Below are 23,394 nucleotides of genomic sequence, written 5' to 3' on the forward strand. Positions count from 1 at the left end.
CGCGCACTCTCTATTTTAAGACGGTTTTTTAGGACTCGTGTGCGGTGGCGCGCGCCTGTGAGCGGCCGTTAGGCCGCGAACAGCACCGCGCGAGGGACGCGGTGAGCGCTCGAAGAGCGCGAACCGCGAGGCTGGGGAGGCGTGAGGCTGCGGTTGCTGTGCGGGGTGGGACTCAAAGGGGCAGCCGGCGAGGCGGGCACAGGCGACGCAAGCACCGCAGCAAAGGAGCAGTAGCGACTGAGCGAGGAGCGCAGCGAGAGTGCGCCCGCCTCGCCGGCTGGGGCTTTGGAGGTCTTCACCGCAGAGTTACTGGCAATCATTTATAAGTGAGCGGCTGGGCCTTTGGAGGCGCTCTCCCCGATCTACGATCGGCTATTTATAAGCGATCCACGGTAGCCACGACCTCCACTCACGCTCTCGATATCGGACTGCCGAATTCCTCGTCCAACACCCACGTCGGGACCGACGGGTACACAAGCGGCCCGCGCCCACGACCCGGTATGGACGATATCGACGTCGAGCCGGTGGATCGCGTCGAGGAGTCGGAGAACGACGAGGTCAGCGACCCCGACCTCCCGACCGAAACGGACGCCGCCACGGCCCTCCCGGTCGGCGTCGACGCCCCGGACTACGTCCTCTACGGCGGGAAGGGCGGGGTCGGGAAGACGACGATGGCGGCCGCGACCGGGCTCGCCTCGGCCGCGGGCGGCGTGAACACCCTCGTCGTCTCCACCGACCCGGCCCACTCGCTGTCCGACACCTACGAGACGGAGATCCCGGCGCAGCCCTCGCGCATCCGCGAGGAGATTCCCCTGTACGCCGCCGAGATCGACCCCGACGACGCGATGGAGGAGGGGATGTTCGGCGCCGACGGCGACCCACTCGGCGGGATGGGCGAGATGGGGGACGCGATGGGCGGGATGATGGGCGGTGCGGACGGCCCCGCCGGCGACGCGGACGACGGGGAAGACGCCGGCCTCGGCTCCCTCCTCGGCGGCACGATGCCCGGCGCCGACGAGGCGGCCGCGATGCGCCAGCTGCTCGAGTACCTCGACGACCCGCGGTTCGACCGGGTCGTCGTCGACACCGCGCCGACGGGCCACACCCTCCGGCTCCTCCAGCTGCCCGAGATCATGGACTCGATGATCGGCCGAGTGATGAAGCTCCGGCAGCGCTTCTCGGGGATGATGGACGGCATCAAGGGGATGTTCGGCGGCGGGGACGACGACGCCGACCCCTCCGCTGACCTCGACGAGCTCCGCGAGCGGATCGAGCGCCTCCGGAGCGTGCTGCGCGACCCCGAGAAGACCGACTTCCGCGTGGTGACGGTCCCCGAGGAGATGAGCGTCGCCGAGTCCGAGCGGCTCGTCGCCCGGCTGGACGAGTTCGGAATTCCGGTGAACACGCTCGTGGTCAACCGGGTGATGGAGGGCGTCGGCGACGTGACCGAGGCGAGCGGGACCGCGATCGACCCCGAGTGGATCGTGGAGCCGAACCCGGACACCTGCGAGTTCTGCGCGCGCCGCTGGGAGGTCCAGCAGGCGGCGCTGCGCCGGGCGACGGACCTGTTCCGCGGGCGCGACGTGAAGCGCGTCCCCCTGCTCGCGAAGGAGGTACGCGGGGAGGCCGCGCTGCGGGTCGTGGCCGCGTGCCTGCGCTAGGGCCGCTCGTCCAACGCGCCGTACAGTCCCTCCCGGACCCGCTCCGCGACCCCCGTGAGGTGCGCCTGGCCGAAGAGCGCCACGATCAGCGCGCCCACGGAGTTGTACGTCAGGTCGGCCACGGTGTCGTCGAGCCCGAACTGGGCGAGCGGCATCTCGATGCCCGTCTCGTCGGCGACGATGTCGAGCCCGAACTCGAACAGCTCCCAGACGACGCCGAACGCGAGCACCACCACGAGGATGAAGACGAACGCGAACCGCGACGGGATGTAGATCTCGTCGCTGTGGAGGTCCACCGCGCGGAGCGTCGTGTATCCCGCGCCGGCGACCAGCGACGCCGACAGCGCGTGCGTGAGGTGGTCCCACCACGGGATCTGCGCGTAGAACCCCGCCGACCCCAACGTGTGTAGGAACACCGCCGTCGTGATCCACACGCCGAGCCACGGGTCGAGCGGGATGTCGTAGTTGCGCTCGAGCAGCGCCGGCACGAACGTGACGAACAGGCCGAGCCCGCCGTTGGTGATCGCCTTCGGCTGACCGAAGGCCACGCCGTAGACGACGATGCCGGCGAGCAGGACCTGCATCGCCCTGGTGAGCCGGCGCTGGGTCCGCAGCGACGGGCGAGCGCGGAGGATCCCGCGGACGTTCATCGGCGCACCACCCGCCCTATCGCGCGGCGGAGACGCGCCCCGCGCCGCCGGAAGTACGCGTCGAAGAGGACGCCGGCGGCGAGCCCGGCCAGCGTCACGTAGATCCACTCGATCATCAGCGCGTCGTTCGTCGTCAGGAAGGCGGTGTCGAGCAGCCGGTCGGCGTTCCACCGGAGCACCGTCCACGCGGCCGCCGTCGCCATCGTGGCCATCACGACGAAGAGCACCGCGAACCAGTGGGTGACCCGAAGCGTGGTGAACATCTGCAGCTCGACGGTAACGATCAGCGCGAACGCGGCGATCGCGAGGTACGTCGCGAACGTCCCGAGTTCGCCCCCGAACAGCACGCGCACCAGCACCGGCAACAGCGCGAGGCCGAGCACCTCCCACGGGGGCATCACCCGCGGATTCCGCGCCGCGACCGCCGGCGCGACCACGACGGCCGTGATCGCGGCGACGAGGACCATCGGGAGGAGGTCGAGGCCGAGCAGGCTCTCGACGAAGGCGCCGACGAGCACCGCCACCATCGCCCACGCGATCACCGCGTTCGTCCGCCCGCTGCGGAACAGCCGCGCCAGCCGGTCCTCGATGGCGTCGCCGTCCGGGATCTCCGGTTCGGGCTCGCCCGGACCGGCGTCAGCGGGACCGGGAGCGACCGAATCGCCCCCGTCGACCTCGGTCTCCGAACCCCCGTCCGAGGCGTCCGCCGCGGATCGGTCGGTGTTCATACTCTTCTTCAGGCCCGCCCCCACTATATGGGTTGCCTCCGCGACACGGCGAACGGACGCGCTTTTACCCGTCACGTCCCTCCGTTCGCTATGAACTGTCGGCGGTGTGGAACCCCGCTTCGCAAGCCCGGGGACTACTGTCTCACCTGCAACACCGCCAACGCCGACGCCGTCGTCGTCGAGTTCTCGGCGGACCGCGCGCGCCTGACGATGCTCGACGAGGACGAGGTCGTCGGCGAGACGACCGTGACCACCCGCCCCGAGAGCGACGAGCAGCTGACCGAGATCCAGCTCCGCAACTTCGCCGGGCGCGTCGCCGACGAGATCCGCCGGAAGCGACCCGACACCGTCTACGCCGCCGGCGCCCGAGAGCCGCTCCGTGAGACGCGCGCGCAGGTCCACCACGAGTTCTATCGGGTCCCCGACGCGGAGGCGGGAGCGGGCGAGGGAGGGAGCGGGGAGTCCACCGCCGGCGACGACGCGAGCCCCGTCGTCTCGTGGGTGCTCGACCGGCGGGGCGACCGAGCCTTACAGGTCGTCGAGACGCCGCCCCGCGAGAAGATCGGCGGGTCGCACTCGACGCTCATCGGCGACCGCAAGGGGCGGAAGGCGGTGGGGACGGTCGCGCAACACCCGCACGTCAAGAAGATCGTCCCCGGCCCGATCGACGCCGGCGGGACCGGCTCCCGGACGGGCCTGCGCGCGAAGGCGACCCGCGCGGGGACCAACGGGAACGTCCGGCTCCTCCTGCGGGACGGCTCCAGCGTGCAGGAGAACCGGATCGTCACCACCGCGATGGACCGCGAGACCGGCGAGCGCGTCCGCGAGGACCTCAACGAGGCGCTGCGGGACGCGGAGCTGCAGGACGAGTGAGTTCGTGGTGGGTCGCCGTCCGGACCGCCTCCCGGTAGGTATTTCCGCCGGCGGCCGCGATCGCTTATAAATGCTGAGCGACGTGATGGAGGACTACCTGAAGGCGATCTACGTCCTCCAGTCCGAGCAGGGCCCGCCCGTCTCGACGTCGGCGATCGCGGAGTACCTCGACAAGACCTCCCCGTCGGTCACCGACATGCTGGGCAAGCTGGAGGAGCGCGGGCTCGTCGAGCGCGAGCCGTATCGCGGCGCGGAGCTGACGGCGGAGGGCGAGGCGGTCGCGCTAGAGATCGTCCGCCACCACCGGCTGCTGGAGGCGTTCCTCGCCGAGCGGCTCGACTACGACTGGACCGAGGTCCACGAGGAGGCCGACGCCCTGGAACACCACATCTCCGAGGCGTTCGAGCGGCGCGTGGCCGAGGCGCTCGGTGACCCCGCCGTCGACCCCCACGGCGACCCGATCCCCGGCGCGGACCTCGAACCCGTCGACGAGGGGAGCGGCGCGCGGCTCGCGGACCGCGAGGAGGGCGACCGCGTGGTCGTCGCCCGCGTCTCCGACCGCGACGAGGAGGAGCTGGAGTACCTCGCCGACGCCGGGATCACGCCCGGTACCGAGATCAAGGTCGTCGACGTCGCCCCGTTCGGGATGGTGACCGTGGCGACGCCGACCGGCGAGCAGAGCCTCCCGGCCGAGGTCGCCCGCGCGATCCGGGTCGAGGACGCGGGGTGATCTCGATCCGCGGACGCTACCGCCCACACTCGTCCATCGATGCGGGTTCCTCGCCCCTGACGACCGGCTTTCGTTCGCGAGGCTTTTCACGAAAACGACCCTCTCGAACGGTGTGAGTCTCCTCGTAACGCTCGGCGCCGGCGTCGTCTTCGGGCTGGCGCTCGCGGCCCCGCCCGGACCGATGAACGCCGTGATCGCCGAGGAGTCGGTGCTGCGCGGTCGCCTCGCCGGCTTCCGGGCCGGCCTCGGCGCCGCGACCGCCGACGCGATCTTCTTCGTGCTCGCGTACGTCGGCGTCGTCGCGGTCGTGGAGTCGTTCCCGCTGTTGCAGGGCGCCATGGTCGCGGTCGGCGGCGTCCTGATGTTGTACTTCGCCGTCGGCGCGGCCCGCGGCGCGCGGGCGTCGTTCCGGCCGACCTCCGGCGACGATCCCGTCGTCGAGGACGGGAAGGGGTTCCGCAAGGCGCTGGTGCTCGCCCTGACGAACCCGTACCAGGTGCTGTTCTGGCTGACGATCGGCGTCGGGCTCCTCCGCCCCGGCGAGCTCGACGTGCTCGCCCGGCTCCCGGTCGTCGGCCAGGACCTCGCCGGGACGCTCGTGGTCGCCACCGGCTCCCCGGCGCTCATCGGCGGGTTCTTCCTCGGCGTGCTGACGTGGATCGCGGGGTTCCCGACCGGCCTCGTCGCGGCCGAGCGCCGGATCGAGACGTTCGCGCCGCTCGTCGCGGTCGGCTCCGCGGTCGTGCTCGCCGGGTTCGGCGTCTATTTCCTCTACGACGCGGCGACGACGCTGGCGGCGCTCGGAGCCTAAGAGCGGCGACCGAGACCGACCGAACCCCGTCGCGCGACCGACATGGACAACGGCTTTCACCCGCGAGCGCGACGCCTCGGTATGTTCGAGAAGACCACGTGGATCAAGCTCCCCCGGAACGTGCTCGTGGGGCACGGCGTCCTCGACGACCTCGGGGAGGCGGTCGGCGAGCTGTACCTCACGGGACGGCCGCTGATCGTGACGAGCCCGACGCCCAACGAGATCGCCGGCGACCGGGTGCGCGCGCAGTTCGACGACCCCGCGACCGCCGTCGTCGAGGAGGCCTCCTTCGAAGCCGTGGAGGAGCTCACCGAGACCGCGGAGGCGGTCGACCCCGGCTACCTGATCGCCCTCGGCGGCGGGAAGCCGATCGACATCGCGAAGATGGCCGCCGACCACCTCGGCGTCGGCTTCGTCTCCGTCCCCACGGTCGCCTCACACGACGGGATCGTCTCGGGGCGCTCCTCGATCCCCGAGGGCGACACGCGCCACTCGGTCGCCGCCGACCCGCCGCTGGCGGTCGTCGCGGACACGACGCTGATCGCGGAGGCGCCGTGGCGGCTCACCACCGCGGGGTGTGCGGACATCATCTCGAACTACACCGCGGTGAAGGACTGGCGGCTCGCCCGTCGGCTGCGTAACGTCGAGTACAGCGAGTACGCGGGCGCGCTCTCGGAGATGACCGCGGAGCTGCTCGTCGAGAACGCCGACATGATCCGGCCCGGCTTAGAGGAGTCGGCGTGGGTCGTCGTGAAGGCGCTCGTCTCCTCCGGCGTCGCGATGTCGATCGCGGGCTCCTCGCGGCCCGCCTCCGGCGCGGAACACCTCATCTCCCACCAGCTCGACCGGACCGCGCCGGGGCGGGCGCTCCACGGCCATCAGGTCGGCGTCGCCTCGATCATGACGGAGTACCTCCACAGCGGCGAGAACGGCGAGTGGACCGCGATCCGCGACGCGCTCGCCGAGCTGGACGCCCCGACGACCGCCGCCGAGCTCGGGCTCGACGACGCGGAGCTGATCGCCGCGCTCACGAGCGCCCACGAGATCCGCGACCGGTACACGATCCTGCAGGGCGGGATCAACGAGGCGGCCGCGATCGAGGTCGCGACCGCGACGGGCGTCATCGATCGGTAGACGGGAAGCGTCCCGACCCTCGGGAGTACCCGAAGCCGACTTATCGCTCCGTTCCCTCCTACCGATATGTCCACCGCTAGCGTTCGCGACCGGGTCAAAGGGCGGGCCGGCGCTGTCACCGCGCTCCTCACCGTCGTCGGCTACGGCGCGGTCGGCGGCGTGTTCCTCGTCCCGCAGTTTCAGGCGCTGTTCCCCGAACTGACGCGGAGCACCGTCGACCTGCTCGCGCACGCCATCGCCGCCGTCAACACCGTCACGATCGTCACGCTCTCGCTCGGGTGGTACTGGATCCGCAACGGCGAGGTGAAGAAGCACGCGGCGGCGATGACGACCTCGTTCGCCCTCATCCTCGTGTTCCTCGGACTGTACCTGCCGAAGGTCGCCGGCGGCGGAACGCGGGAGTTCGTCCTGGAGTCGGCGTACGCGTGGGTCCCGCTGTGGGACTGGATCTACCCGGCGTACCTCATCATGCTCGCGATCCACATCGTCCTCTCCGTCGTCGCCGTGCCCGTCGTCCTCTACGCCATCATTCTCGGGCTCACCCACTCGGAGTCGGAGCTCCGGAACGAGACCCCGCACCGCCGGGTGGGTCGGATCGCCGCGAGCGCGTGGCTGCTCTCGCTCGTGCTCGGCGTCGTCACCTACCTCATGTTGAACCACGCGTACGGCTCGACGTTCGCGGCCGCCGAGGCCGCGGCGGCGCTCGTCCCGGTGAGTCCCGCGCCGTAGCGACCCGAGCCAACGACGCGTTACGCTCGAATCCAGCCCCGTCCGCCGCCACCGAAACGCTTGACCCGCGCCCCGGCCACCCACAGGCATGACCGACTGGATCGGCGACACCTTCACGAGCGACGCCGGGTGGGACCACCTCGAATCACTCGTCGACGTCGACGACCGCATGGCCGGATCTGACGGCGAGCGCGCCGGACTCGAGCTGACCCGCGACGCGCTGGTCGACGCCGGCGCGCGCGACCCTCGGATCGAGGAGTTCGACATCCAGGGCTGGGCGCGCGGCGACAGCGAGATCCGACGCGGCGACGAGGCCGTCGCGAGCGGGCGAAACGCCTGCATCGCGCTCCCGCGGAGCCCGAGCGGCGAGGCGACGGGCGAGTTCGTCGATTTGGGATACGGCGTCCCCGGGGACTTCGACGGGGACCTGTCCGGGACGGTCGTGATGGTCTCGTCGGACACCCCCGACTCGGTCGACCGGTTCGTCCACCGCCGCGAGAAGTACTACCACGCGGTCGAGGCGGGGGCCGCCGCCTTCGTCTTCGCGAACCACGTCGAGGGGACGCTCCCCCCGACCGGCAGCGTCGGCACCGCTGACGCGCCGATCGGCGAGATCCCGGCCGTCGGCGTCTCGAAGGAAACCGGCGCGCGCCTCGCGCGCCGACGCGAGGGCGAGTCCCTCACCGTCGCCGTCGACTGCGAGACCCCCGACGCGACGAGCGGGAACGCGATCGCCGAGATCGGTCCCGACACCGACGACTCCCTCGTCGTCTCCTGTCACGTCGACGCCCACGATCTGGCGGAGGGCGCGATGGACAACGGCGCCGGCACCGCGACGCTCGTCGAGGTCGCCAACGCCCTCGCGGCCCGGGAAGACGAGCTCGACACGAGGGTGCGGTTCGTCGGCTTCGGCGCCGAAGAGGTGGGGTTGGTCGGTTCCAGCCGGTTCGCCGAAGGAGTCGATCCCGGCCGCGTGAAGGCCGTCGTCAACGTCGACAGCAACGTGTTCGGGCGCACCCTGCGGCTCGACCACCACGGCTTCGACGACCTGGAGGCGGCCGGCGAGCGCGTGAGCGACCGGTTCGACCACCCGATCGCGCTCGGCGGGGAGTTAGTCCCCCACAGCGACCACTGGCCGTTCGTCGAGCGCGGGATCCCCGGCTACATGGTCTCCGGCGAGACGGACGGGCGCGGCCGCGGCTGGGGCCACACCGGCGCGGACACGCTCGACAAGCTGGAGTCGCGGAACCTCCGCGAGCAGGCGATCCTCCTGACGGCGCTCGTCGTCGACCTCGCCGGCGACGACGTGTCGACCGCGCGGAAGCCGACCGACGAGATCGCGGCCGCGCTCGAGCGGGAGGGGAAGGCGACGGGGATGAAGATCACCGGCGACTGGCCGTTTTAGCGACACTCCCCCGGCGCGAACCGGGAGGTTTTCACACGCGCCGGCCGGACCCCCGGACATGGAAGCGTCGGAACGCCGCATCGCCGTCACCGGCGACGAGGAGCGAGCGTCGGAACTCCGTGACGCGGTCCGAGACGCCGGCGGGCGCCTCGCGACCCAGGCGGACGCGAACGCCGACGCGGAGGCGATCGGTGCCGGCGACGCGGCCCTCATCGTGGCCGTCGGCGACGAGGCCGTCCGCGACGCCGTCGCGGCGGCGCCGAACTGCACGGTGTTCCCCGTCGCCGAGCGCCGGTTCGCGTTCGATCGCGACGGCGCCGTCGACGCGCTCCGGCGGCTGCTCGACGAGTGGGCGGGCGGCGACTCCGTCACGCGCGTCGCGCACCCGGTCCTCGCGGTGGACGGCGGGACGGGCGCCCCCGCGCGGGCCGCGTTCGACGTCACCTTGATCACCGACGAGCCGGCGCGGATCTCGGAGTTCGGGGTCGGGTTCTCCCGCGATCGGACCGAGTCGGTCCGCGCCGATGGCGTCGTCGTCGCGACGCCGCTGGGGAGCGACGGGTACGCGAACGCCGCCGGCGGCCCCCTCGTCGAGCCCGGGGGCGGGCTCTCGGTCACGCCGATCGCCCCGTTCAGCGTCCGGACCGGCGCGTGGGTCGCGGCGGATCGAGTCCGGCTCACCGTCGAACGGGAGTCGGAGCCGATCGCGCTCGTGGTCGACGGGAAGCGACGGGGAACCGTCGAGCCGCACCGACCGATCGAGATCGAGACGGTCGGTCGGGTCGCGTTCGCGGCGCCGAGTGGGCCTCACGAGCGCGCCGATCGGAAACACTCTAATAACTCGTGACCGGATGTGTCGGTATGGACCCACTGCAGTTCCTCGTTCCGCTCGGCTGGCTGTCCGAAGTCGGACCGATGCTGCCGTACGCGATACTCGTGATGGCGGTCGCGAACCTCGCGACCCGACACATCGCGCACCGGCACCACGTCGAACAGGGGAGCGACGACGACAGCGTCGAGCCGTACACGCCGCACGCGTTCACAAACATCGGACTGATGCTTCTGACGTTCCTGTTCATGCTCGACGCGCCCGTCAGCGGCACGATCCTCGCGGTGATCGTGGTCACGATGCTGATCGCCGACCTGTTCGAGCTCGAGGCGCGCAACGTCGAGGCGCGTAACGACATGCCGATCGAGGCCCCGAAGAGCTCGATCGCCGCCTCGGTCGTCCTGATGGTGTTCGTCGCCTACTACTCGCTGTTCTTCCTCGTCTCGGGGATCTGGAACCAGTTCGTCGTCGCGTAAGACGAGCGCGGCCCTCAGCCGGACTCCTCCGCCGGATCGGCGTCGTTCGAGAACGCGGGAGCGCCGTCGAGGTCCGCGGTAACGACCGCGTTCCGACGTGCTGCGGTCAGTGTCGGAGCAACGGCGATCGATTGCGAGAGTGTGTGTCGCGGTTTCTCGGCGGCGACTCGTATTTAAATAGCCGTGAGCGATAGCGACGCTGCTTATAAATAGCAACGCGGCGGCGTCGCCGCCGTCAAAGCGAGCGCCAGGGCGGGGGCGAAGCTCTCGCTCGCAACCGGCGCGACACGCCGGTGACAGCGAGGCGCGAAGCGCCTCTGACAGCCGGACGTAGGCCGGCGACGAGGCCGGTCCGTTGGAGGCGTTCGCCGTCGATCCGTCGTCGACCGTTCATGGCTGAGGCAGACGGATCGAAGCGCGGAGCCGACACTCCGACAGAAAAGGGGGCAGAGGGTGAACGATCGAAACCGGAGCGGTCGCGGTCAGTTCGCAGTCAGTTCGCGGTCTCCGCGTCCTCGTCGAGCATGTCCCGGAGCTGGCGGCTCAGCGGAATGAACACCCAGAACGTGAGCGCGCCGAGGATCATCAGCCAGAACGACGCGTCGCCGGCGATCAGTCCGATCTCGCCGTAGGCCGTGTTGACTCCCTCGGCGGGATTGACGAGCTGGACGATGTCGTAGTACGAGGGCGTCCGGTACCAACCGCCGAAGGTGAGCCATCCGAGACCGCCGAGCGTGAAGAGGGTGAACCCCTTGATGAACTCGTCTGCCATTATCTCAGGTTTCGCTGGAATCGCCTTGAGGCTTTCCCATCCCTTGCCCGCGGAACCGCGTACCGAGAACGTACACCGCCGTTCCGGCGACGAGGAACCCGATTCCGGTGATCGCGAGGACCGCGACCAGCAGGTCGTCGGACGGGTAGAGGCCGGCGCTGTTGAGCAGGTAGACGATCGTCGTCCGGACGAAGCTGATCTGCAGCGTCGCCGCGTCGATCAGCGTGAAGCCGATCAGGTACGCGACCACGGCGGCGAGCGTGGAGAAGACGGTGACTGCCTTGTACAGCCGAAACGGGACGACGATCTCCCGACCGTCCGGACCGACGCGCGGCCCGGTCGGCTCGTCTCGTGGGTCCTTTCCGGCGTCCTCGGCGTCCTTCGCGACGGGATCTCCCGTCTCGTCGAACGCCTGCGTGTCGTCGGTCTCTGAAGGTGGTGACATCGGTGACGGTGACCGCAAAATCGGGTTGGTTCGAGGCGTTACTTCGGGGGCCGCAGCATGTAGTACCGCCGGTTCAGGTCGTACATGTACCCTTCACGCATCGTCTTCAACACCGCGTAGGTGAGGATGCCGCCGAGCACGGGCAGCATGAACGTGAGCGTGAGGAGCAGGTCGAGCGAGATCGGGAAGAAGTTCTGGATCGCGAGCGCCGCGAGAGTGAACGCCAGGATGACGCCCGTCACGCCGACGGCGGCCCAGAACGGCTGCTCGACGGGGCGACGCGCGCTCCCCTTGTTGAGGAACGGCACGAGCCCGATGACGCCGAAGATGATCCCGTGGGCGACGATCCCGAGCAGCTCGTTCGACATCACGATGTTGCCGCCGAGCACGGCCAGCTCGGGGTTGAGCGGGTTGAGCTTCAGCAGGCCGAACGACCAGTAGAGGTACCAGTCGGGGAGGATGATCGCCGGCGTTGAACCCGGGTTGGCGGGCTCGCCGAAGTGGGCTGGCATGAGCGCCGCGACGAGGATCATGATCCCGACGAAGAAGCTCGTGATCGCGAGGTTCCGGAGCGTCTCGTGGGGCCACGTCGGGAAGCCGAGCACGTCGCGCTCGACGTACGTCGACTCCGCGCGGAGGTCCTCGTCCTCGCGGCGAGAGCGCTCGAAGTACTGGTAGGTGAGCTGCGCGAGCCCGCTCGAGTGTTCCTTCCGCTCGGACCAGGTCGGCGTCTCGTCGTCCGGCGGCACGGTCGCCGGCGGACCGCCGTCCGTGCGCGCTTCCGCGTCGGTACCTCCGTCCGTCATGGGTGTGTCGTCGTCGGTCATTGGATTAGTGCGGCTCCGCGATGCCCTGCACCCAAACGATGCCGACGTGGAGGGCGATGAGCCCCGTCACCACGAACGGCAGCACGAACACGTGCAGGATGTACATTCTCACGAGCGTCGCCTGTCCCAGCGTGAAGCCGCCGAACAGGAGCTGTGCCGCCCACTCGCCCACGAGAGGCGTCGCGAGCGCCATCTCGACGCCGATCTGTGCGGCCCAGAAGGACAGCTGCTTCCACGGGAGCACGTACCCGGAGAATCCGAACAGCAGCGTCAGGCCGATGAGGACGATCCCGAGGATCCAGTTGACCTCGCGGGGCTCCTTGTAGGAGCCGGTGAAGTACACGCGAAGCATGTGGAGGAACACCGCCGCCACCATGAACTGGGCGGCCCAGCGGTGGATAGAGCGGAGCATGTATCCGAACTGGACGTCCTTCATGATCATCACGAGCGAGTCGTACGCGGCCGTCGGATCGCCCTGCGCGGCGGCGCCGGCGGTCGAGGGAGCGTAGTAGAACCCCAGCAATGCGCCGGTGACCGCGGCGACGAGGTACGCGACGATCGACAGCGACCCGAGCGAGTACAGGGGGTACCAGTACCAGAACTTGTTGTCGAGGTCGTACTGTTCGGTGTGGCTCTTCGGCATCTGGAGGTTGGCGCGGTAATACATCGTCTCCAGCAGCTCGAGGTAATCGACGATGCGGAGCCGCTTGTCGAGCCAGATGAGCGTGGTGAGGAACGCGGTCTCGATGACCGTCAGGTCCTGGTTTTTGAGCCACGCGTTGTGGTCCATCTCGTCTTGTTTTTTGAGGCTCATTGTCAGGTTACTTCTTGTAGTACGGGTAGACGGCCTTCTTGAGCGTCTCGGTCAGGTTCCCGGTGTCGACCCCGACGCCGTCTTTGTCCTCCTCGCGGACGTAGAGGTCCTCCCACTTGCGGCGGCGCTTCTTTACTATCATCACGTCGGGCAGGAACTCCTTGCGGTACAGGAGGAGGATGAACGCGAGGTCGATGAAGATCATCGCCAGCAACGCGCCGGCGAACATGTTCCCGAACTCGGTCGAGGCCCAGGCGGACATGAGCCCGTACACGAACAGGGAGACGAAGACGACCTCGATGACCGTGAGGAGCACGATCGCGATCGCGGCGGCGGTGCTCTCTCTCGCGGGCTCGTACCGATGGATGTCACCGTACGAGGAGCCGCCGGAGCTCATTGGGTACCTCCGTGACCGGTGTGAGCCGACTCGCCGTACTTCAGCAGGTAGAAGGTGAACACGAAGGTCAGCGCGATGCCGAGTATCGCCGCGATGCCGACCCAGTGGGCGTGCAGCGGGACGCCGACCTTCGCGATGTTCTCCGGCCACCCGGTGTTCCCGCCGGTTTCGACGGTGGGAACGTCCTCACCGACGGCGATTCCGGCGTGCATCCCGACGGCGTCGTGGGGCACACAGTGGTAGTGGGTGATGCCGGCGTCCTCTTCGGTCACCTCGTACTCGTAGGTGTATCCCTCCTCGCCGACCGGGTCGCCGCTGTCGAGGGACGCCTCGCCCTCGACCGTGACGACGTTGTGGTCGCCCCCGCTTCCGGTCCACTCGAACGTGATCGTCGTCCCGGTGTCGACCCACAGCTGAGTCGGGGCGAACGCGAGCCCGTCGCTCCCCGCGCCGACCTCGACGGTGACCTCGCTCTCGCCGCGGGCGTCCATGTACTCCCCGAGGTTTCCGCCGGTGACGCCGCTCGGCCAGTCCGGTTCCGCCTCCTGTGCGGCGGCCGTTCCGGTCGCCCCGGCCGAGGCCGCGACCGCGGCGCTGGCGCCGCCGGCCGTCCGCACAAATTCCCGCCTTTTCATACAGGTTCACTCGGGACGGGGTGCGCTTAAACCCACCGACTGAACCCGTCGACTCGGAGGGGTTTACAAGGCCTCTGTCGCGTGATATCGGCGGTTCACTCGTCTCGGTCGTCGTCGGTTACGACCCCGCCTTCGACCGGGACGAAGTCGGGCCGTTCCTTGGCCTGTCGGAGGGCCCGCAGCCGCTCGCGGTACTCCTCCGAACGGAACCGATCGGAGAGGCGCGCGTTCGCGACCATGACGAAGAGCAGCAGACCGATGAGCAGGAACACGATCCCCATCGCCGGCGCGACGATCGTGTTCAGGTCGGCGACGAACGAGGCGACGAGCAGCGCGACCCCGGCGAGCACCTGCACGACCGCGATCACCTGGACCATCAGGTTCCCGAACTCGCCCGATCCCTCGGGAACCGTGTCGGGGTGGGGAAGCGACCAGTCCTCCGGGGGTTCGGGCACGTCGTGCGACTCCATCGCCGCCAGCGCGACGACCGGCTCGATGTCGCGGAGCACGGTCCCCTGTCCGGTCACCTCCCCCGTCGGCCGGACGATCGCGTACCCCTCGTCCGAGTAGACGAGGAGCCGGTCTTCGCCGTCCTCGCGGACGCGTTCCAACACGCCGAACACGTCCCGGCGCGCGATCCGGGACTTCAGCTCCGCCTCGGCGCGGGCGAGCAGCCGGTCACCGGTGATCCACGAGTCCGGGTCGAACGCGGCGTCCCACTCCTCCGCGCTCATCCGGGCCATGTCCGAGGGCCCGAAGTCGTCGAAGTCGTACTCCTCGTCGACCCGCTCGCGGAGTTCGTCGAGGTCGTCGGGCGCGTCGTCGGCCGGGCCGCCGGGCGCGTCGGCGGGAGCGTCGCCGCCCCCGTGAGACGCGTCGGATCGGGGCGACGCGCGGTTCCGGGAAGACGCGCCGTCGGGCTCGTCCGACGACCGGTCCGGCCGCCGCTCCGGATCCGGTTCCGTCGAGGTGTCCTCCATGGCTCGGAGATACGTGCTCCGGACGCTAACTGTTTTCGTCTGCGGTCGGCGCGATCCGCGGCTCCCGCGGCCGCGGATCGCGGGGCTTTACGCGCCGGAGACCCAACCGCGAGTAATGGTCGACGAGTCGGTTATCGCGGCGGCGGCCGGGCTGTCGGTGACGGCGAGCCTCCCGTTCCTGCTGTACGGGGCGTGGATCATGATCGACACCGAGACCGTGACGTGGACCGTCCTCATGCGCCACCTGCGGTACATCGGCGTCGGACTGGTGCTCACGACCGTCCCGATCGTCGGGTGGATGATCCCGCGACTGTTCGTGAACCTGTCCGGAATCGCCGTGATCCACGCGTTTCTCGGAGTGCAGGCGTACGCGCTGCTGGCGTTCGCGCTCACCGGGATCGTCCGGATCCTGCAGGCGAAGCGCAACGCCGACGCCTACGAGGACCCCGACGTCGACATCGACGAGATCCATGAGGACATGGGCCACTGGCGCGCGCGGCTCCGGGCCGGCGTGGCGGGGTTCATGATCCTCTGGCTCTGTGCGTGGGTGACCGGTCTCTACCGGCTCTACACGCTCCACGTCGCGGCGATGTTGTGACGAGCGCGTCGCGGTCGGCACCCGGGCGTCCGGTCGACCCCGGAACCCGGCATCGGCCGCGCCGACCGACAGGTTCAATCCCGTTTTGACCGTACCTCCCGTATCGTGGCAGTCACTTTCGACCTGTTCGGGACCCTCGTCGACGTCGAGTACCCGTCCGACCCCGCGGAGATCGTCGCGCGCGAGCTGGAGTCGCGCGGCGTCGAGGTACCGGACGACTGGCACGTCGCGTACGGCGAGCGACACGTTGACGCCCCCGCGGGCGCGGAGGTCCCCCTCCCCGCTCACGTGGCGCACGCGCTCGACTCGCGCGGCGTCGAGGCCGCCGATAACGTCGTCCGGCACGCCGTCGTCGCGGCGTTCGACCCGGACGTGACGCGACGCGACGGCGCGAGAGCCGCCGTGCGAGACGTGAGCGAGCGCGGGCCGGTCGGCCTCCTCTCGAACTGCGCGGTGCCCGAACTGGTCCCCAAGACCCTGATCCGCGCCGGGCTCCGCGGCGAGTTCGACGCGGTCACGACGAGCATCGGCTGCGGCTGGCGGAAACCACACCCGAAGGCGTTCGAGACCGCCGCTGACGCGCTCGGCGTCCCGCCCGCGTCGCTGGTCCACGTCGGCGACGACCCGGCGGCCGACGGCGGCGTCGAGGACGTGGGGGGCCGGTTCGTCGACGTGACGGAGACGCCGCTCGACGGGCTGGCGGCCCATCTCGAGGCCGAGCTCTAAAAACGTACTCGAACCGGCCGCCGACGAGCGCGTACCCGCCCCCGAGCGTGATCTCCCAGAGCCCGTGCGCGAGCAGGCCGATCGCCGGGAGGTTCGGGAGCGTCGCCGGTGTCCCGACGGCCCGGAGCCAGAGCGGCATGAGCACCCCCGCGGCGACGAGCCAGAGGACTCCGACGGACGATCGTGCCGCGTCAGCCTCGGATCCGACCCGCCCACTCCCCGTCCAGCCGCCCCTCCGCGAGGATCTTCTCGAGGTGCGCGACGACCGTCGCCCGCGCGAGGTCGGCGACGCCGGTCAGGTCCTTCTCGTAGGCGGCGTCGACGACCGCGCCAACGTCGCTCGCGCCGCCCTCGACCGCCGCGAGGACCGCCCGCTCGCGGTCCAGCCGGTGGTCGATCAGCCGGTCGCAGGTCGCTCTCGGGTCGTCGATCACGGGGCCGTGGCCCGGATAAAGCCGGTCGTAGCCGGCGTCGCGGACGCGTTCGAGGCTGTCGAGGTACTCCCGGAGGTCGCCCTCGGGAGCGCCCACGACGACGCTCCCCTCGGCGACGGCGAGGTCGCCACAGAGGAGCGCGCCGGCGGTGCTCTCGCCTCCTCGCCCCTCCGTCACCGTGAACGCGACGTGGTCCGGCGCGTGACCGGGCGTCTCGACCGCGCGGACCTCGGTGTCGCCCACGGTCTCCCCGTCCTCGAACGTGTCGTCGGGCGCCACGCCGGCCGCCGCCGCGAACCGGTCGACGTGGTCGGCGTGCGCGAAGGCGGGCGCGCCGGTCAGGTCGGCGTACTCGGCGACCGCGCCGACGTGGTCCGGATGCGCGTGGGTGACCGCGATCGCCTCGACCACGGGACTCGCCCCGCCCTCGGACGGCTCCGCGTCGGCGACGCCAGCCGCGGCGTCGAGCGCGTCGGTGCGGGCCGCGGGGTCGACGAGGAGCCCCCCGGCGACGTGGGCGTTCGTCGTCCCGCCGGGCGCGCGGGTGTCGACCGGGACCGGGACGCGGGCGACCGACGAGTGCGGGTCCGATCCCGGTCCCGTCATCGGCTCAGTCCCCGCGTCCGACGGAGGAGCCGTCGCGTCGGTCGAGCAGGGAGCGGGCTGCGGGCCCGGGACCCGACCCGGCGCGCTCGCGGCCGGGGATCGGCACGTCGACGTCGTCGGCGACGGCGAACCGCGAGAGGTCGGCGACGCCCGAATCGACTTCCGCCACCGAGCCGTACGGGCGTCCGACGACGATGTCTCCCGCCTTGCTCCGGTTGATCCCCGGGATCGCCGTCAGCTCGTCCATCGACGCCGCGTTGACGTCGAGGGGGTAGGGGACGCCCGTCACCGAGCGGTAGCCGTGGTCCGTGATCGCCACGTCGATGGCGGTGCCGAGCTCGCGCTCGCCGGGGACGGCGACGAGAAGGGCGTACGTGCCGAGCTGGCGGCCGAACGTCTTCCCGTCCTGGTGGTACTCCAGGTGCACGTCGGGGAGGACCGTCCCCGGCGGGACCACCCGGTCGAGCATCGGGTTGTCGACGGTCTCGCGCACCTCCTTCTTGTACGCTTGGAACTGGTCTTTGTGCTCCTGGGCGATGTCGGCGCCCGTCTCGGCCATCTCCGTGCCGGCGAACGCCATCACCTGCCGGATGTTGATCCGGCGGAGCATGAGCCCCTCGTCGTAGACGGTCTGGAGGAACCGCTTGTTGTGCTCGTACGTCTCGGGGCGCTCGCCCGCGAGCCCGTGGACGAGGTTGATCCCGGGGAGGAGCTTCGGGAGCCGCGGCGAGGCGTCCGGCCCGGTCGAGGGGCCGGTCACCCGGTCGTCGGGACCGGGCGTCGTCTCCGGACCGTCGCCCGGGCGCCACCCGCCCTCCTCGTTGACGGCGCGGACGGCCTCCAGACACTCCTCGGCGGTGACGAGCAGGTTGTTCTGCTCTTGGACCACGGGGTCGGCAGACTCCAGCCCGAACGCGGCGGTGTCGCCCGGCGTGTTGTGCGCGGCGATCACCCGGATCGCCTCGCGGGAGGCCTCGGGGTAGTCGGTGATCGTCACCGGGTTCATGTTGTCGAGGTGGAGCGTCCGCAGGTCGGGCGCGACCTCGCGGATCCCGCCGTACAGCTCCCGGAGCGCGTCGGGGTTCGGCGCCTCGCCGTCGCCGCCGAACGCGAGGATGTCGGCCTGCCGGCCGAGCCGGAAGTGCCTGACCCCCCGGTCGGAGAGCGCGTCGACCTCGTCGACCACGGAGCGTGCCTCCCGGAACGCCGGGCTCCCGTACAGCGGCTCGGTACAGAACGAACAGCGGTAGGCGCACCCGCGCGAGGTCTCCATCTCGCAGATGAGGTAGTCGGGGTGGTTCGGGTGCTGCTCGACGACGAACGCGCCCTTCTCGGCCCACCGGTCGATCTCAGCGTTGTCGCGCATCCGGTTGCCGAACCCCTCTAACCCCTCGCGGACGAGGTCGTAGGCGGCCGCCTCCACGTCGCCCATGGCGACGAAGTCGTAGTCGAGGTCGTCGCGCTCGGTCTCCTGCGCGCCCGCGTTCTCCTCGCCGACGCCGAACCGCACGGGGCCGCCGAGCAGGGTGACCCCGTCCGCGGTCCACCCCAGCTCCCGGACCTCGTCCGGCTCGGCCGGGGTCCCGCCCACGTACTTCCCGGGAACCGTCATCCCGCCGACGTACACCATGAGGTCCGCGTTCGCGACGTCGGCGCGCTTCGAGCGGTCGTCGCGCAGTTCGTCGATGGTGTGGTAGGTGATCCGCGACTCGGGGACGCCCGCGTCGACGAGCGCGCCGGCCGTGTACCGCGGGTACGTCGAGATGTACGGCGGCACGCCGAAGTGCGCCGGCTCGTCGACGTAGCCGTCGACGATCGTGACGGAGAGGTCGTTCGGGTCGGACGGGAGCGAGCCCCGGCCCGACGCGGGCGAATCGGTCATGTTACCCCACCGTAGTCGGCCGAGACGGGAAAAGCGTGCGGAACGAACGGTGCGGGACGCGCAGGGCGGAACGCGGCGGGGAATCGCTTATATCGGACCGCTCGGGATCGAGAGCCATGCCCTCCGAGACGGTTTCGGCCCGACTGCGCGTCGTGCGGTACGTCGTGCTCGCCGGCGTCTGCCTCTTCGCCGCGGGACAGTTCTACGCCGCCGAGCCGCGCCCGTGGGGCGTCGCGGTCGCGTGGGCGGCCGGGACCGCCCTCGTCTTCGGACCGGTCGCGTGGCTGGCGCGGGACCGAGTCACGGAGGACCTCCGCGAGACGCTGACGTACGTCGCCGCAGGTGCGGGAATCCTCCTCGCGTCGGTCTGGCTCGGCGTCTCGCTCGCGTTCGCCCCGGCGCTGTTCCCGTACGGGCCCGGAGTCTGGGCGGGGTTCGCGCTCGGGATCCTCGTCGCGTTGCTCGCGGAGCGAACGGTCGTTCCGGAGCGACTGCGCGGCGCGGGGATCTGACCGCCGCGGCGGCAGCGCTAACCGCGCTGCCGCGCCCGAACGCTCCGCGCGCCTCGACCGCCGCCGCCACGCCGTTTAAGCCCTCGCCGACCCAACGGCTCCGTATATGCCATCGACGATGGAGGTCAAGTGCGAGAGCGACGACTGCGAGCTCGACATGTTCGAGAACCACTACACCTACGACGTGCCCGACGACCACGCGGTCGAGGACCTGTCGTGCCCGTACTGCGGCGGGAGCGACCTCGCCGAGATCGAGGTGTAGCCCGTGAGCGGACTCGTGGAGACGGGTCGGTCGGTGGTCCGTCGGGCCCTCGAACGCCTCGGCCGCGGGTGGAGCAAGATGCAGGAGCGGCGGCCGCTCTCGTACGACCTCCTCGAGAGCGACGACGCCTACCTGGTCGTCTTCGACGCCCCCGGCGTCCGCGGCGAGGACCTGAACGTGACGTTCCTCGATCACACCGTCGAGGTCGAGCTCGACCGGTTCCGCGACTTCTACGACGGGTACGAGATGCTGTTCCCCGGCCGCGGCGTCTCGCTCTCCGGGAGCGCCGACCTCCCGCGCGACGCGAACGTGACGCCGCAGGGCGCGAACGCGACGCTCACGCGGAACGGGACCCTCCAGGTCGAGATCCCGAAGAAGGACGACGGCCGCGACGTGGCCGTGGTCGAGGAGGAGGCCGCCGAAGACGGAACCGAAGCTGACCGCGACGCGGACGGCGCCTGACTCCGCGTCCCGCTCACTCCCCGGACCGGCGCTCCACGGACATTCCCTCCGCGATTTCGAACTCCTCGCTCCCGTCGAAGCGGTCGGGAGCGAACGCGTCGATCCACGGCGACGCCGACTCCTCCGAATCTCCCGCCTCGATCCCGTCGAGCGACGCCGACACCCCATCGGCGACGAGCTCGCCGATCGCCGGCGCGCGCATGAACCCGTGGCCCTGCCAGCCGGCGGCGACGAACACGCGGTCGGCGGGATCGCCGACCGGCCCGACGAGGGGGTCGCCGTCGGGCGTGGCCGTGCAGAGACCCGCCCACGCGCGCTCCACCTCCGGGCCGTCCGAGCCGACCGCGTCGAGTCGCTCGCGGAGCGTCGCCGAGACCGACTCCACGAACCAGTCGTCGCCCGTCGGGTCGTAGTCGTCCGGGTCGGCCGGGACCGGTTCCGTGCCGTCCCCGGCGAGCAGGCCGGTCGGGTGCGGCCGGACGTACGCGCCCGCCGTCGCGTCGTACACCATCGGGCCGTCGTAGCTCGCCGAGTCGCTACGGTCGCCGCGGGCGTCGCGGTCGCCGCGGTCGCCCCGCGCCATCAGCGCCTGTACCCGGTAGGGAACCACGGGGACCTCGACCCCCGCGTCGCCGAGGAAGCCGGCGGTGTGCGCGCCGACGGCGACGACGACGGCGTCGAACTCGCGGGCGCCCTCGCGTCGGGTCGCCCCGCCGACCCACAGTTCGGGACCGCCACCCGCGAGCGAGACCGGAGTGTCGGTCTCGACGGCGACTCCCTCGCGACGCGCGCGTTCACCCGCCGCGGCGACGTAGCTCGCGGGGTCACACCACCCCGCGTTCTCGGCCACTGCGGCGACGGCGAGGTCGTCGGTGGCGATGGGGAACCGGTCGCCGAGCGCTTCGGGGTCGACGACCGCCACGTCCCGACCGTGCGCGCGCATCCGGTCGACCATCGCCGGCACGGCCTCGGCGTCCGGGTCGCCCTCGCGGACGGCGATGACGTAGGGACACGGCGCGAACGAGAACCCGGGGAGCGAGCGATCGAACGCCCGGAACCGCTCCATCGCGCGGGCGGCCAGCGCGGCGTCGACGTCCTCGGCGTACGCGTCGTACAGCACGCCCGCCGCGCGCCCGGAGCTCCCGGCGCCGAGGTCGCCGCGGTCGTACAGCGTCACGTCGGCGCCGCGGGCCGCGAGGTCGGCCGCGGCGGTGACGCCGACGGCGCCGCCGCCGACGACCGCGACTTCGGGGGGTGAGGAGTCTCGGTCCGCCGGAGCGCCTCGCTCCGTCGACGCGTCTGATCGGCTCATGCGCTCGCCTGTCACCGATACGTCTTAAAAACGACGGGGCGGGCGTCTCCGGGGACCGAAGATACTGTTGAAACGCTTTGTAGTGGACACATCTGGTCTGGCCGCGGTCAGTACGGATACAGCGACGGGAGAGTACGGGAGTGACTGTCGCAGTTCGATGGCGGTGATTCGGTATTTAACTGAATTCGAGTGAAGACGACGATCCCTTATAAATGACGAGTGCGATGGCGCGCGCCCGTGAGCGGCCTTCAGGCCGCGAACGGCGCCGCGCGAGGGAGTCGGCCACTCGGAGCGAAGCGGAGAGTGGCCGACGAGGCTGGGGAGGTGCGAGGTGCGGGGCGGGGCGGTGCGGTCCCGCGAACGGAATGAGCGGGAGCACGGAAGTCGCAGCCCGCGCAGCGAACGAAGTGAGCGAGCAGGACCAGGGCGAGATCGAAGGTCTCGCTTGCTCACGCGGTGACACCGCGTGACCGTCTTCCGGTGGTCGGGTGGGACTCAAAGGGGCTGGGGCTTTGGAGGTGTTCACCGCAGCGGCGTCGATCACGGATACACAGCCGCCAGCAATATCACTCGATCGCTTATAAATAACCGTTTCACCAATCCGCTATACCCACCCCCGCTATCGATCAAAAAGCGCTCATCAGCGAACGGCTGTCTCACGCCGTATGTGCCCGACTACGACAGGAACTCGTCGATCCCGCGTGCCGGGTAGCCGACGACGTGGTCGACGCCGACCTCGCGGAGGTCGGCGACGCGATCGCGGACGGTCTCGGGCGACCCGACGAGCGCGAAGTCCCGCGCGGCCGCCGAGAGCACCTCGCGGGCGCGGCCGGTCGCTTCCGAATCGGTCGGTTGCGCGTCGTCGGAGTCCCCGTCCGGCAGCGCGCGGGCCACCGGCCGGCGGCGGGCGACGTACGCGCCCACGGCGTCGAGGACGGCGTCCTCGTCGTCGGTCAGGACGGTCGGCGCGTAGACGGCGACCTCGCCGTCGAACCCGGCGGCGCGGAGGGCGCGCACGTCGCGGTCGGTCGACCGGGAGAGCAGTTCGAACTGGGTCCCGCCCGCCGCCAGCGCGACGCGCTCGACGCCCTCCGTGCCGACCCACGCGTCGGGGGCGGCGCGCCGCGCGGCCCCGAGCCGGGGGGCGACCGCGCGCGACGACTCCTCGTCCGTGAGGTAGGCGCCGTGGCCCGCGACGAGCACCCGGCGGGCCGCGTCCGGGACCCGGGCCACCAGCGAGTCGTCCCCGAGCGGGTCGAACCCGTCCGCTCGCACCGGCGTGGTGACGTACAGCTCCGTTTCCGCGGCCACCCGGTCGAGCGTCGCCGCGTCCGGGAGGTGGTCGCGCCCCTCGTAATCGATCGTCACCCGATCGAGCGGGAGCTCGACGGCCCGCGACACGTCGCACTCGGCGGGTTTCAGCGCCACGGCGTCGATTCCGGTCCGGGCGACCGCCTCGCGACCGGTCAGCATCGGGCGGTCACCCCGATCGGCGGCGCGGCCGCTCTCGGGTACGGCGCGTCTGTTCGCCGCGCGGTGTCGATGCTCACGGAGAAGACCTCATCACGATCGCGGAACCCGATCCATCGCCTGTGCGGCCATGACTGGAAGCCGGTAGTCGCGTGCGCCGCATAAACCCGTCGCGACGCGGCAATATTGCCGACGCGGCCGTCGCCGTCCGCGCCCGTGAGTCCGTGAGGAGAC

27 protein-coding genes are annotated in these 23,394 nt (G+C 70.7%); 14 read left to right on the plus strand and 13 right to left on the minus strand.

Annotated features, from left to right (window positions below; translation table 11 throughout):
- The first annotated feature begins 500 nt into the window (after positions 1-500).
- Positions 501-1,661 carry an ArsA family ATPase gene (locus C469_RS05385; protein ID WP_008004529.1) on the plus strand — a complete coding sequence of 387 codons (1,161 nt, stop codon included), beginning with the start codon at positions 501-503 and terminating at the stop codon, positions 1,659-1,661.
- On the opposite strand, the gene C469_RS05390 is transcribed toward C469_RS05385, so the two are convergent.
- Positions 1,658-2,311, minus strand: coding sequence for a hypothetical protein (locus tag C469_RS05390; protein ID WP_008004531.1), 654 nt, complete (start codon positions 2,309-2,311; stop codon positions 1,658-1,660). The genes C469_RS05385 and C469_RS05390 overlap by 4 nt on opposite strands.
- Entirely contained in the window at positions 2,308-3,039 is a 732-nt protein-coding gene (locus tag C469_RS05395) for a hypothetical protein (protein ID WP_008004533.1), read from the minus strand. The genes C469_RS05390 and C469_RS05395 overlap by 4 nt, the downstream gene beginning before the upstream one ends.
- 90 nt (positions 3,040-3,129) lie before the next feature.
- Here C469_RS05395 and C469_RS05400 point away from each other — a divergent pair, with 90 nt between their 5' ends.
- The 8 genes from C469_RS05400 (at position 3,130) to C469_RS05435 (ending at position 10,026) form a co-directional block, all read left to right on the plus strand.
- A complete protein-coding gene (locus C469_RS05400; protein WP_008004534.1) occupies positions 3,130-3,912 on the plus strand; it encodes a DUF2103 domain-containing protein in 783 nt (260 codons plus the stop codon).
- Between the two features lie 70 nt (positions 3,913-3,982).
- On the plus strand, positions 3,983-4,642 hold the full coding sequence (locus C469_RS05405; protein WP_008004536.1) for a metal-dependent transcriptional regulator: 660 nt from the start codon (positions 3,983-3,985) through the stop codon (positions 4,640-4,642).
- Positions 4,643-4,754: 112 nt separating this feature from the next.
- Positions 4,755-5,453 carry a LysE family translocator gene (locus tag C469_RS05410; RefSeq protein ID WP_008004538.1) on the plus strand — a complete coding sequence of 233 codons (699 nt, stop codon included), beginning with the start codon at positions 4,755-4,757 and terminating at the stop codon, positions 5,451-5,453.
- 81 nt (positions 5,454-5,534) lie between these two features.
- The gene (locus C469_RS05415) at positions 5,535-6,587 is read left to right on the plus strand and encodes an NAD(P)-dependent glycerol-1-phosphate dehydrogenase (RefSeq protein ID WP_008004539.1); all 1,053 of its coding nucleotides are present in this window, start codon (positions 5,535-5,537) and stop codon (positions 6,585-6,587) included.
- 66 nt (positions 6,588-6,653) lie between these two features.
- Positions 6,654-7,316: a DUF420 domain-containing protein gene (locus C469_RS05420; RefSeq protein WP_008004541.1), complete on the plus strand. Its 663-nt coding sequence runs from the start codon at positions 6,654-6,656 to the stop codon at positions 7,314-7,316.
- 88 nt (positions 7,317-7,404) lie between these two features.
- Positions 7,405-8,721 carry a M28 family peptidase gene (locus C469_RS05425; RefSeq protein ID WP_008004543.1) on the plus strand — a complete coding sequence of 439 codons (1,317 nt, stop codon included), beginning with the start codon at positions 7,405-7,407 and terminating at the stop codon, positions 8,719-8,721.
- 58 nt (positions 8,722-8,779) lie between these two features.
- Positions 8,780-9,568 carry an NAD(+)/NADH kinase gene (locus C469_RS05430; RefSeq protein ID WP_008004544.1) on the plus strand — a complete coding sequence of 263 codons (789 nt, stop codon included), beginning with the start codon at positions 8,780-8,782 and terminating at the stop codon, positions 9,566-9,568.
- Positions 9,569-9,582: 14 nt separating this feature from the next.
- Positions 9,583-10,026, plus strand: a complete 444-nt coding sequence (locus C469_RS05435) for a DUF7313 family protein (RefSeq protein WP_008004546.1) — start codon at positions 9,583-9,585, stop codon at positions 10,024-10,026.
- Positions 10,027-10,519: 493 nt separating this feature from the next.
- Here C469_RS05435 and C469_RS05440 read toward each other — a convergent pair whose 3' ends face one another.
- From C469_RS05440 to C469_RS05470, 7 genes are all read right to left on the minus strand, one after another.
- The gene (locus C469_RS05440) at positions 10,520-10,798 is read right to left on the minus strand and encodes a DUF7314 family protein (RefSeq protein WP_008004548.1); all 279 of its coding nucleotides are present in this window, start codon (positions 10,796-10,798) and stop codon (positions 10,520-10,522) included.
- A gap of 4 nt (positions 10,799-10,802) precedes the next feature.
- On the minus strand, positions 10,803-11,243 hold the full coding sequence (locus C469_RS05445; protein WP_008004550.1) for a DUF7315 family membrane protein: 441 nt from the start codon (positions 11,241-11,243) through the stop codon (positions 10,803-10,805).
- 38 nt (positions 11,244-11,281) lie between these two features.
- Positions 11,282-12,070 (minus strand): menaquinol--cytochrome-c reductase (cytochrome bc complex) cytochrome b/c subunit, encoded by a 789-nt coding sequence (locus C469_RS05450; RefSeq protein ID WP_008004552.1) that lies wholly within the window; start codon positions 12,068-12,070, stop codon positions 11,282-11,284.
- 4 nt (positions 12,071-12,074) lie between these two features.
- On the minus strand, positions 12,075-12,884 hold the full coding sequence (locus C469_RS05455) for a cytochrome b (RefSeq protein ID WP_049911058.1): 810 nt from the start codon (positions 12,882-12,884) through the stop codon (positions 12,075-12,077).
- A gap of 7 nt (positions 12,885-12,891) precedes the next feature.
- Positions 12,892-13,281, minus strand: a complete 390-nt coding sequence (locus C469_RS05460; RefSeq protein WP_008004556.1) for a DUF7318 family protein — start codon at positions 13,279-13,281, stop codon at positions 12,892-12,894.
- On the minus strand, positions 13,278-13,916 hold the full coding sequence (locus tag C469_RS05465; protein WP_049911060.1) for a halocyanin domain-containing protein: 639 nt from the start codon (positions 13,914-13,916) through the stop codon (positions 13,278-13,280). Before C469_RS05465 ends, C469_RS05460 begins: the two co-directional genes overlap by 4 nt.
- A gap of 95 nt (positions 13,917-14,011) precedes the next feature.
- Positions 14,012-14,896 (minus strand): DUF308 domain-containing protein, encoded by an 885-nt coding sequence (locus C469_RS05470; RefSeq protein ID WP_008004559.1) that lies wholly within the window; start codon positions 14,894-14,896, stop codon positions 14,012-14,014.
- Between the two features lie 115 nt (positions 14,897-15,011).
- On the opposite strand from C469_RS05470, the gene C469_RS05475 reads away from it, so the two are divergent.
- Positions 15,012-15,494, plus strand: a complete 483-nt coding sequence (locus C469_RS05475; RefSeq protein WP_008004561.1) for a DUF7321 family protein — start codon at positions 15,012-15,014, stop codon at positions 15,492-15,494.
- 105 nt (positions 15,495-15,599) lie between these two features.
- A complete protein-coding gene (locus C469_RS05480) occupies positions 15,600-16,220 on the plus strand; it encodes an HAD family hydrolase (protein ID WP_008004563.1) in 621 nt (206 codons plus the stop codon).
- Between the two features lie 191 nt (positions 16,221-16,411).
- On the opposite strand, the gene C469_RS05485 is transcribed toward C469_RS05480, so the two are convergent.
- Together C469_RS05485 and C469_RS05490 are read right to left on the minus strand one after the other, a co-directional pair.
- On the minus strand, positions 16,412-17,260 hold the full coding sequence (locus C469_RS05485; protein ID WP_008004565.1) for an MBL fold metallo-hydrolase: 849 nt from the start codon (positions 17,258-17,260) through the stop codon (positions 16,412-16,414).
- Between the two features lie 4 nt (positions 17,261-17,264).
- Positions 17,265-19,142 carry a radical SAM protein gene (locus C469_RS05490; RefSeq protein WP_008004567.1) on the minus strand — a complete coding sequence of 626 codons (1,878 nt, stop codon included), beginning with the start codon at positions 19,140-19,142 and terminating at the stop codon, positions 17,265-17,267.
- 116 nt (positions 19,143-19,258) lie between these two features.
- On the opposite strand from C469_RS05490, the gene C469_RS05495 reads away from it, so the two are divergent.
- From C469_RS05495 to C469_RS05500, 3 genes are all read left to right on the plus strand, one after another.
- The gene (locus tag C469_RS05495; protein ID WP_008004569.1) at positions 19,259-19,654 is read left to right on the plus strand and encodes a hypothetical protein; all 396 of its coding nucleotides are present in this window, start codon (positions 19,259-19,261) and stop codon (positions 19,652-19,654) included.
- A gap of 106 nt (positions 19,655-19,760) precedes the next feature.
- Positions 19,761-19,916: a DUF7559 family protein gene (locus C469_RS17135; RefSeq protein WP_008004573.1), complete on the plus strand. Its 156-nt coding sequence runs from the start codon at positions 19,761-19,763 to the stop codon at positions 19,914-19,916.
- Positions 19,917-19,919: 3 nt separating this feature from the next.
- Positions 19,920-20,378: an Hsp20/alpha crystallin family protein gene (locus C469_RS05500; protein WP_008004574.1), complete on the plus strand. Its 459-nt coding sequence runs from the start codon at positions 19,920-19,922 to the stop codon at positions 20,376-20,378.
- 13 nt (positions 20,379-20,391) lie between these two features.
- Here the strand turns inward: C469_RS05500 and C469_RS05505 are convergent, their stop codons facing one another.
- Both C469_RS05505 and C469_RS05510 read right to left on the minus strand, forming a co-directional pair.
- Complete coding sequence (locus C469_RS05505) at positions 20,392-21,690, minus strand: NAD(P)/FAD-dependent oxidoreductase (RefSeq protein ID WP_008004575.1); 1,299 nt, start codon at positions 21,688-21,690, stop codon at positions 20,392-20,394.
- 675 nt (positions 21,691-22,365) lie between these two features.
- The gene (locus tag C469_RS05510; protein ID WP_008004576.1) at positions 22,366-23,163 is read right to left on the minus strand and encodes a DUF7388 family protein; all 798 of its coding nucleotides are present in this window, start codon (positions 23,161-23,163) and stop codon (positions 22,366-22,368) included.
- Positions 23,164-23,394 lie beyond the last annotated feature (231 nt).

It is taken from the genome of Halorubrum lipolyticum DSM 21995 (assembly GCF_000337375.1).
GTDB classification, from domain to species: domain Archaea; phylum Halobacteriota; class Halobacteria; order Halobacteriales; family Haloferacaceae; genus Halorubrum; species Halorubrum lipolyticum.

What these genes read in the sequence shown, in the direction of transcription:
- C469_RS05385 (WP_008004529.1), top strand. Translation starts at nt 501, where the DNA reads ATGGACGATATCGACGTCGAGCCGGTGGATCGCGTCGAGGAGTCGGAG.
- C469_RS05390 (WP_008004531.1), bottom strand. Translation starts at nt 2,311, where the DNA reads ATGAACGTCCGCGGGATCCTCCGCGCTCGCCCGTCGCTGCGGACCCAG.
- C469_RS05395 (WP_008004533.1), bottom strand. Translation starts at nt 3,039, where the DNA reads ATGAACACCGACCGATCCGCGGCGGACGCCTCGGACGGGGGTTCGGAG.
- C469_RS05400 (WP_008004534.1), top strand. Translation starts at nt 3,130, where the DNA reads ATGAACTGTCGGCGGTGTGGAACCCCGCTTCGCAAGCCCGGGGACTAC.
- C469_RS05405 (WP_008004536.1), top strand. Translation starts at nt 3,983, where the DNA reads ATGCTGAGCGACGTGATGGAGGACTACCTGAAGGCGATCTACGTCCTC.
- C469_RS05415 (WP_008004539.1), top strand. Translation starts at nt 5,535, where the DNA reads ATGTTCGAGAAGACCACGTGGATCAAGCTCCCCCGGAACGTGCTCGTG.
- C469_RS05420 (WP_008004541.1), top strand. Translation starts at nt 6,654, where the DNA reads ATGTCCACCGCTAGCGTTCGCGACCGGGTCAAAGGGCGGGCCGGCGCT.
- C469_RS05425 (WP_008004543.1), top strand. Translation starts at nt 7,405, where the DNA reads ATGACCGACTGGATCGGCGACACCTTCACGAGCGACGCCGGGTGGGAC.
- C469_RS05430 (WP_008004544.1), top strand. Translation starts at nt 8,780, where the DNA reads ATGGAAGCGTCGGAACGCCGCATCGCCGTCACCGGCGACGAGGAGCGA.
- C469_RS05435 (WP_008004546.1), top strand. Translation starts at nt 9,583, where the DNA reads ATGGACCCACTGCAGTTCCTCGTTCCGCTCGGCTGGCTGTCCGAAGTC.
- C469_RS05440 (WP_008004548.1), bottom strand. Translation starts at nt 10,798, where the DNA reads ATGGCAGACGAGTTCATCAAGGGGTTCACCCTCTTCACGCTCGGCGGT.
- C469_RS05445 (WP_008004550.1), bottom strand. Translation starts at nt 11,243, where the DNA reads ATGTCACCACCTTCAGAGACCGACGACACGCAGGCGTTCGACGAGACG.
- C469_RS05450 (WP_008004552.1), bottom strand. Translation starts at nt 12,070, where the DNA reads ATGACCGACGACGACACACCCATGACGGACGGAGGTACCGACGCGGAA.
- C469_RS05455 (WP_049911058.1), bottom strand. Translation starts at nt 12,884, where the DNA reads ATGAGCCTCAAAAAACAAGACGAGATGGACCACAACGCGTGGCTCAAA.
- C469_RS05460 (WP_008004556.1), bottom strand. Translation starts at nt 13,281, where the DNA reads ATGAGCTCCGGCGGCTCCTCGTACGGTGACATCCATCGGTACGAGCCC.
- C469_RS05465 (WP_049911060.1), bottom strand. Translation starts at nt 13,916, where the DNA reads ATGAAAAGGCGGGAATTTGTGCGGACGGCCGGCGGCGCCAGCGCCGCG.
- C469_RS05470 (WP_008004559.1), bottom strand. Translation starts at nt 14,896, where the DNA reads ATGGAGGACACCTCGACGGAACCGGATCCGGAGCGGCGGCCGGACCGG.
- C469_RS05475 (WP_008004561.1), top strand. Translation starts at nt 15,012, where the DNA reads ATGGTCGACGAGTCGGTTATCGCGGCGGCGGCCGGGCTGTCGGTGACG.
- C469_RS05485 (WP_008004565.1), bottom strand. Translation starts at nt 17,260, where the DNA reads ATGACGGGACCGGGATCGGACCCGCACTCGTCGGTCGCCCGCGTCCCG.
- C469_RS05490 (WP_008004567.1), bottom strand. Translation starts at nt 19,142, where the DNA reads ATGACCGATTCGCCCGCGTCGGGCCGGGGCTCGCTCCCGTCCGACCCG.
- C469_RS05495 (WP_008004569.1), top strand. Translation starts at nt 19,259, where the DNA reads ATGCCCTCCGAGACGGTTTCGGCCCGACTGCGCGTCGTGCGGTACGTC.
- C469_RS17135 (WP_008004573.1), top strand. Translation starts at nt 19,761, where the DNA reads ATGCCATCGACGATGGAGGTCAAGTGCGAGAGCGACGACTGCGAGCTC.
- C469_RS05505 (WP_008004575.1), bottom strand. Translation starts at nt 21,690, where the DNA reads ATGAGCCGATCAGACGCGTCGACGGAGCGAGGCGCTCCGGCGGACCGA.
- C469_RS05510 (WP_008004576.1), bottom strand. Translation starts at nt 23,163, where the DNA reads ATGCTGACCGGTCGCGAGGCGGTCGCCCGGACCGGAATCGACGCCGTG.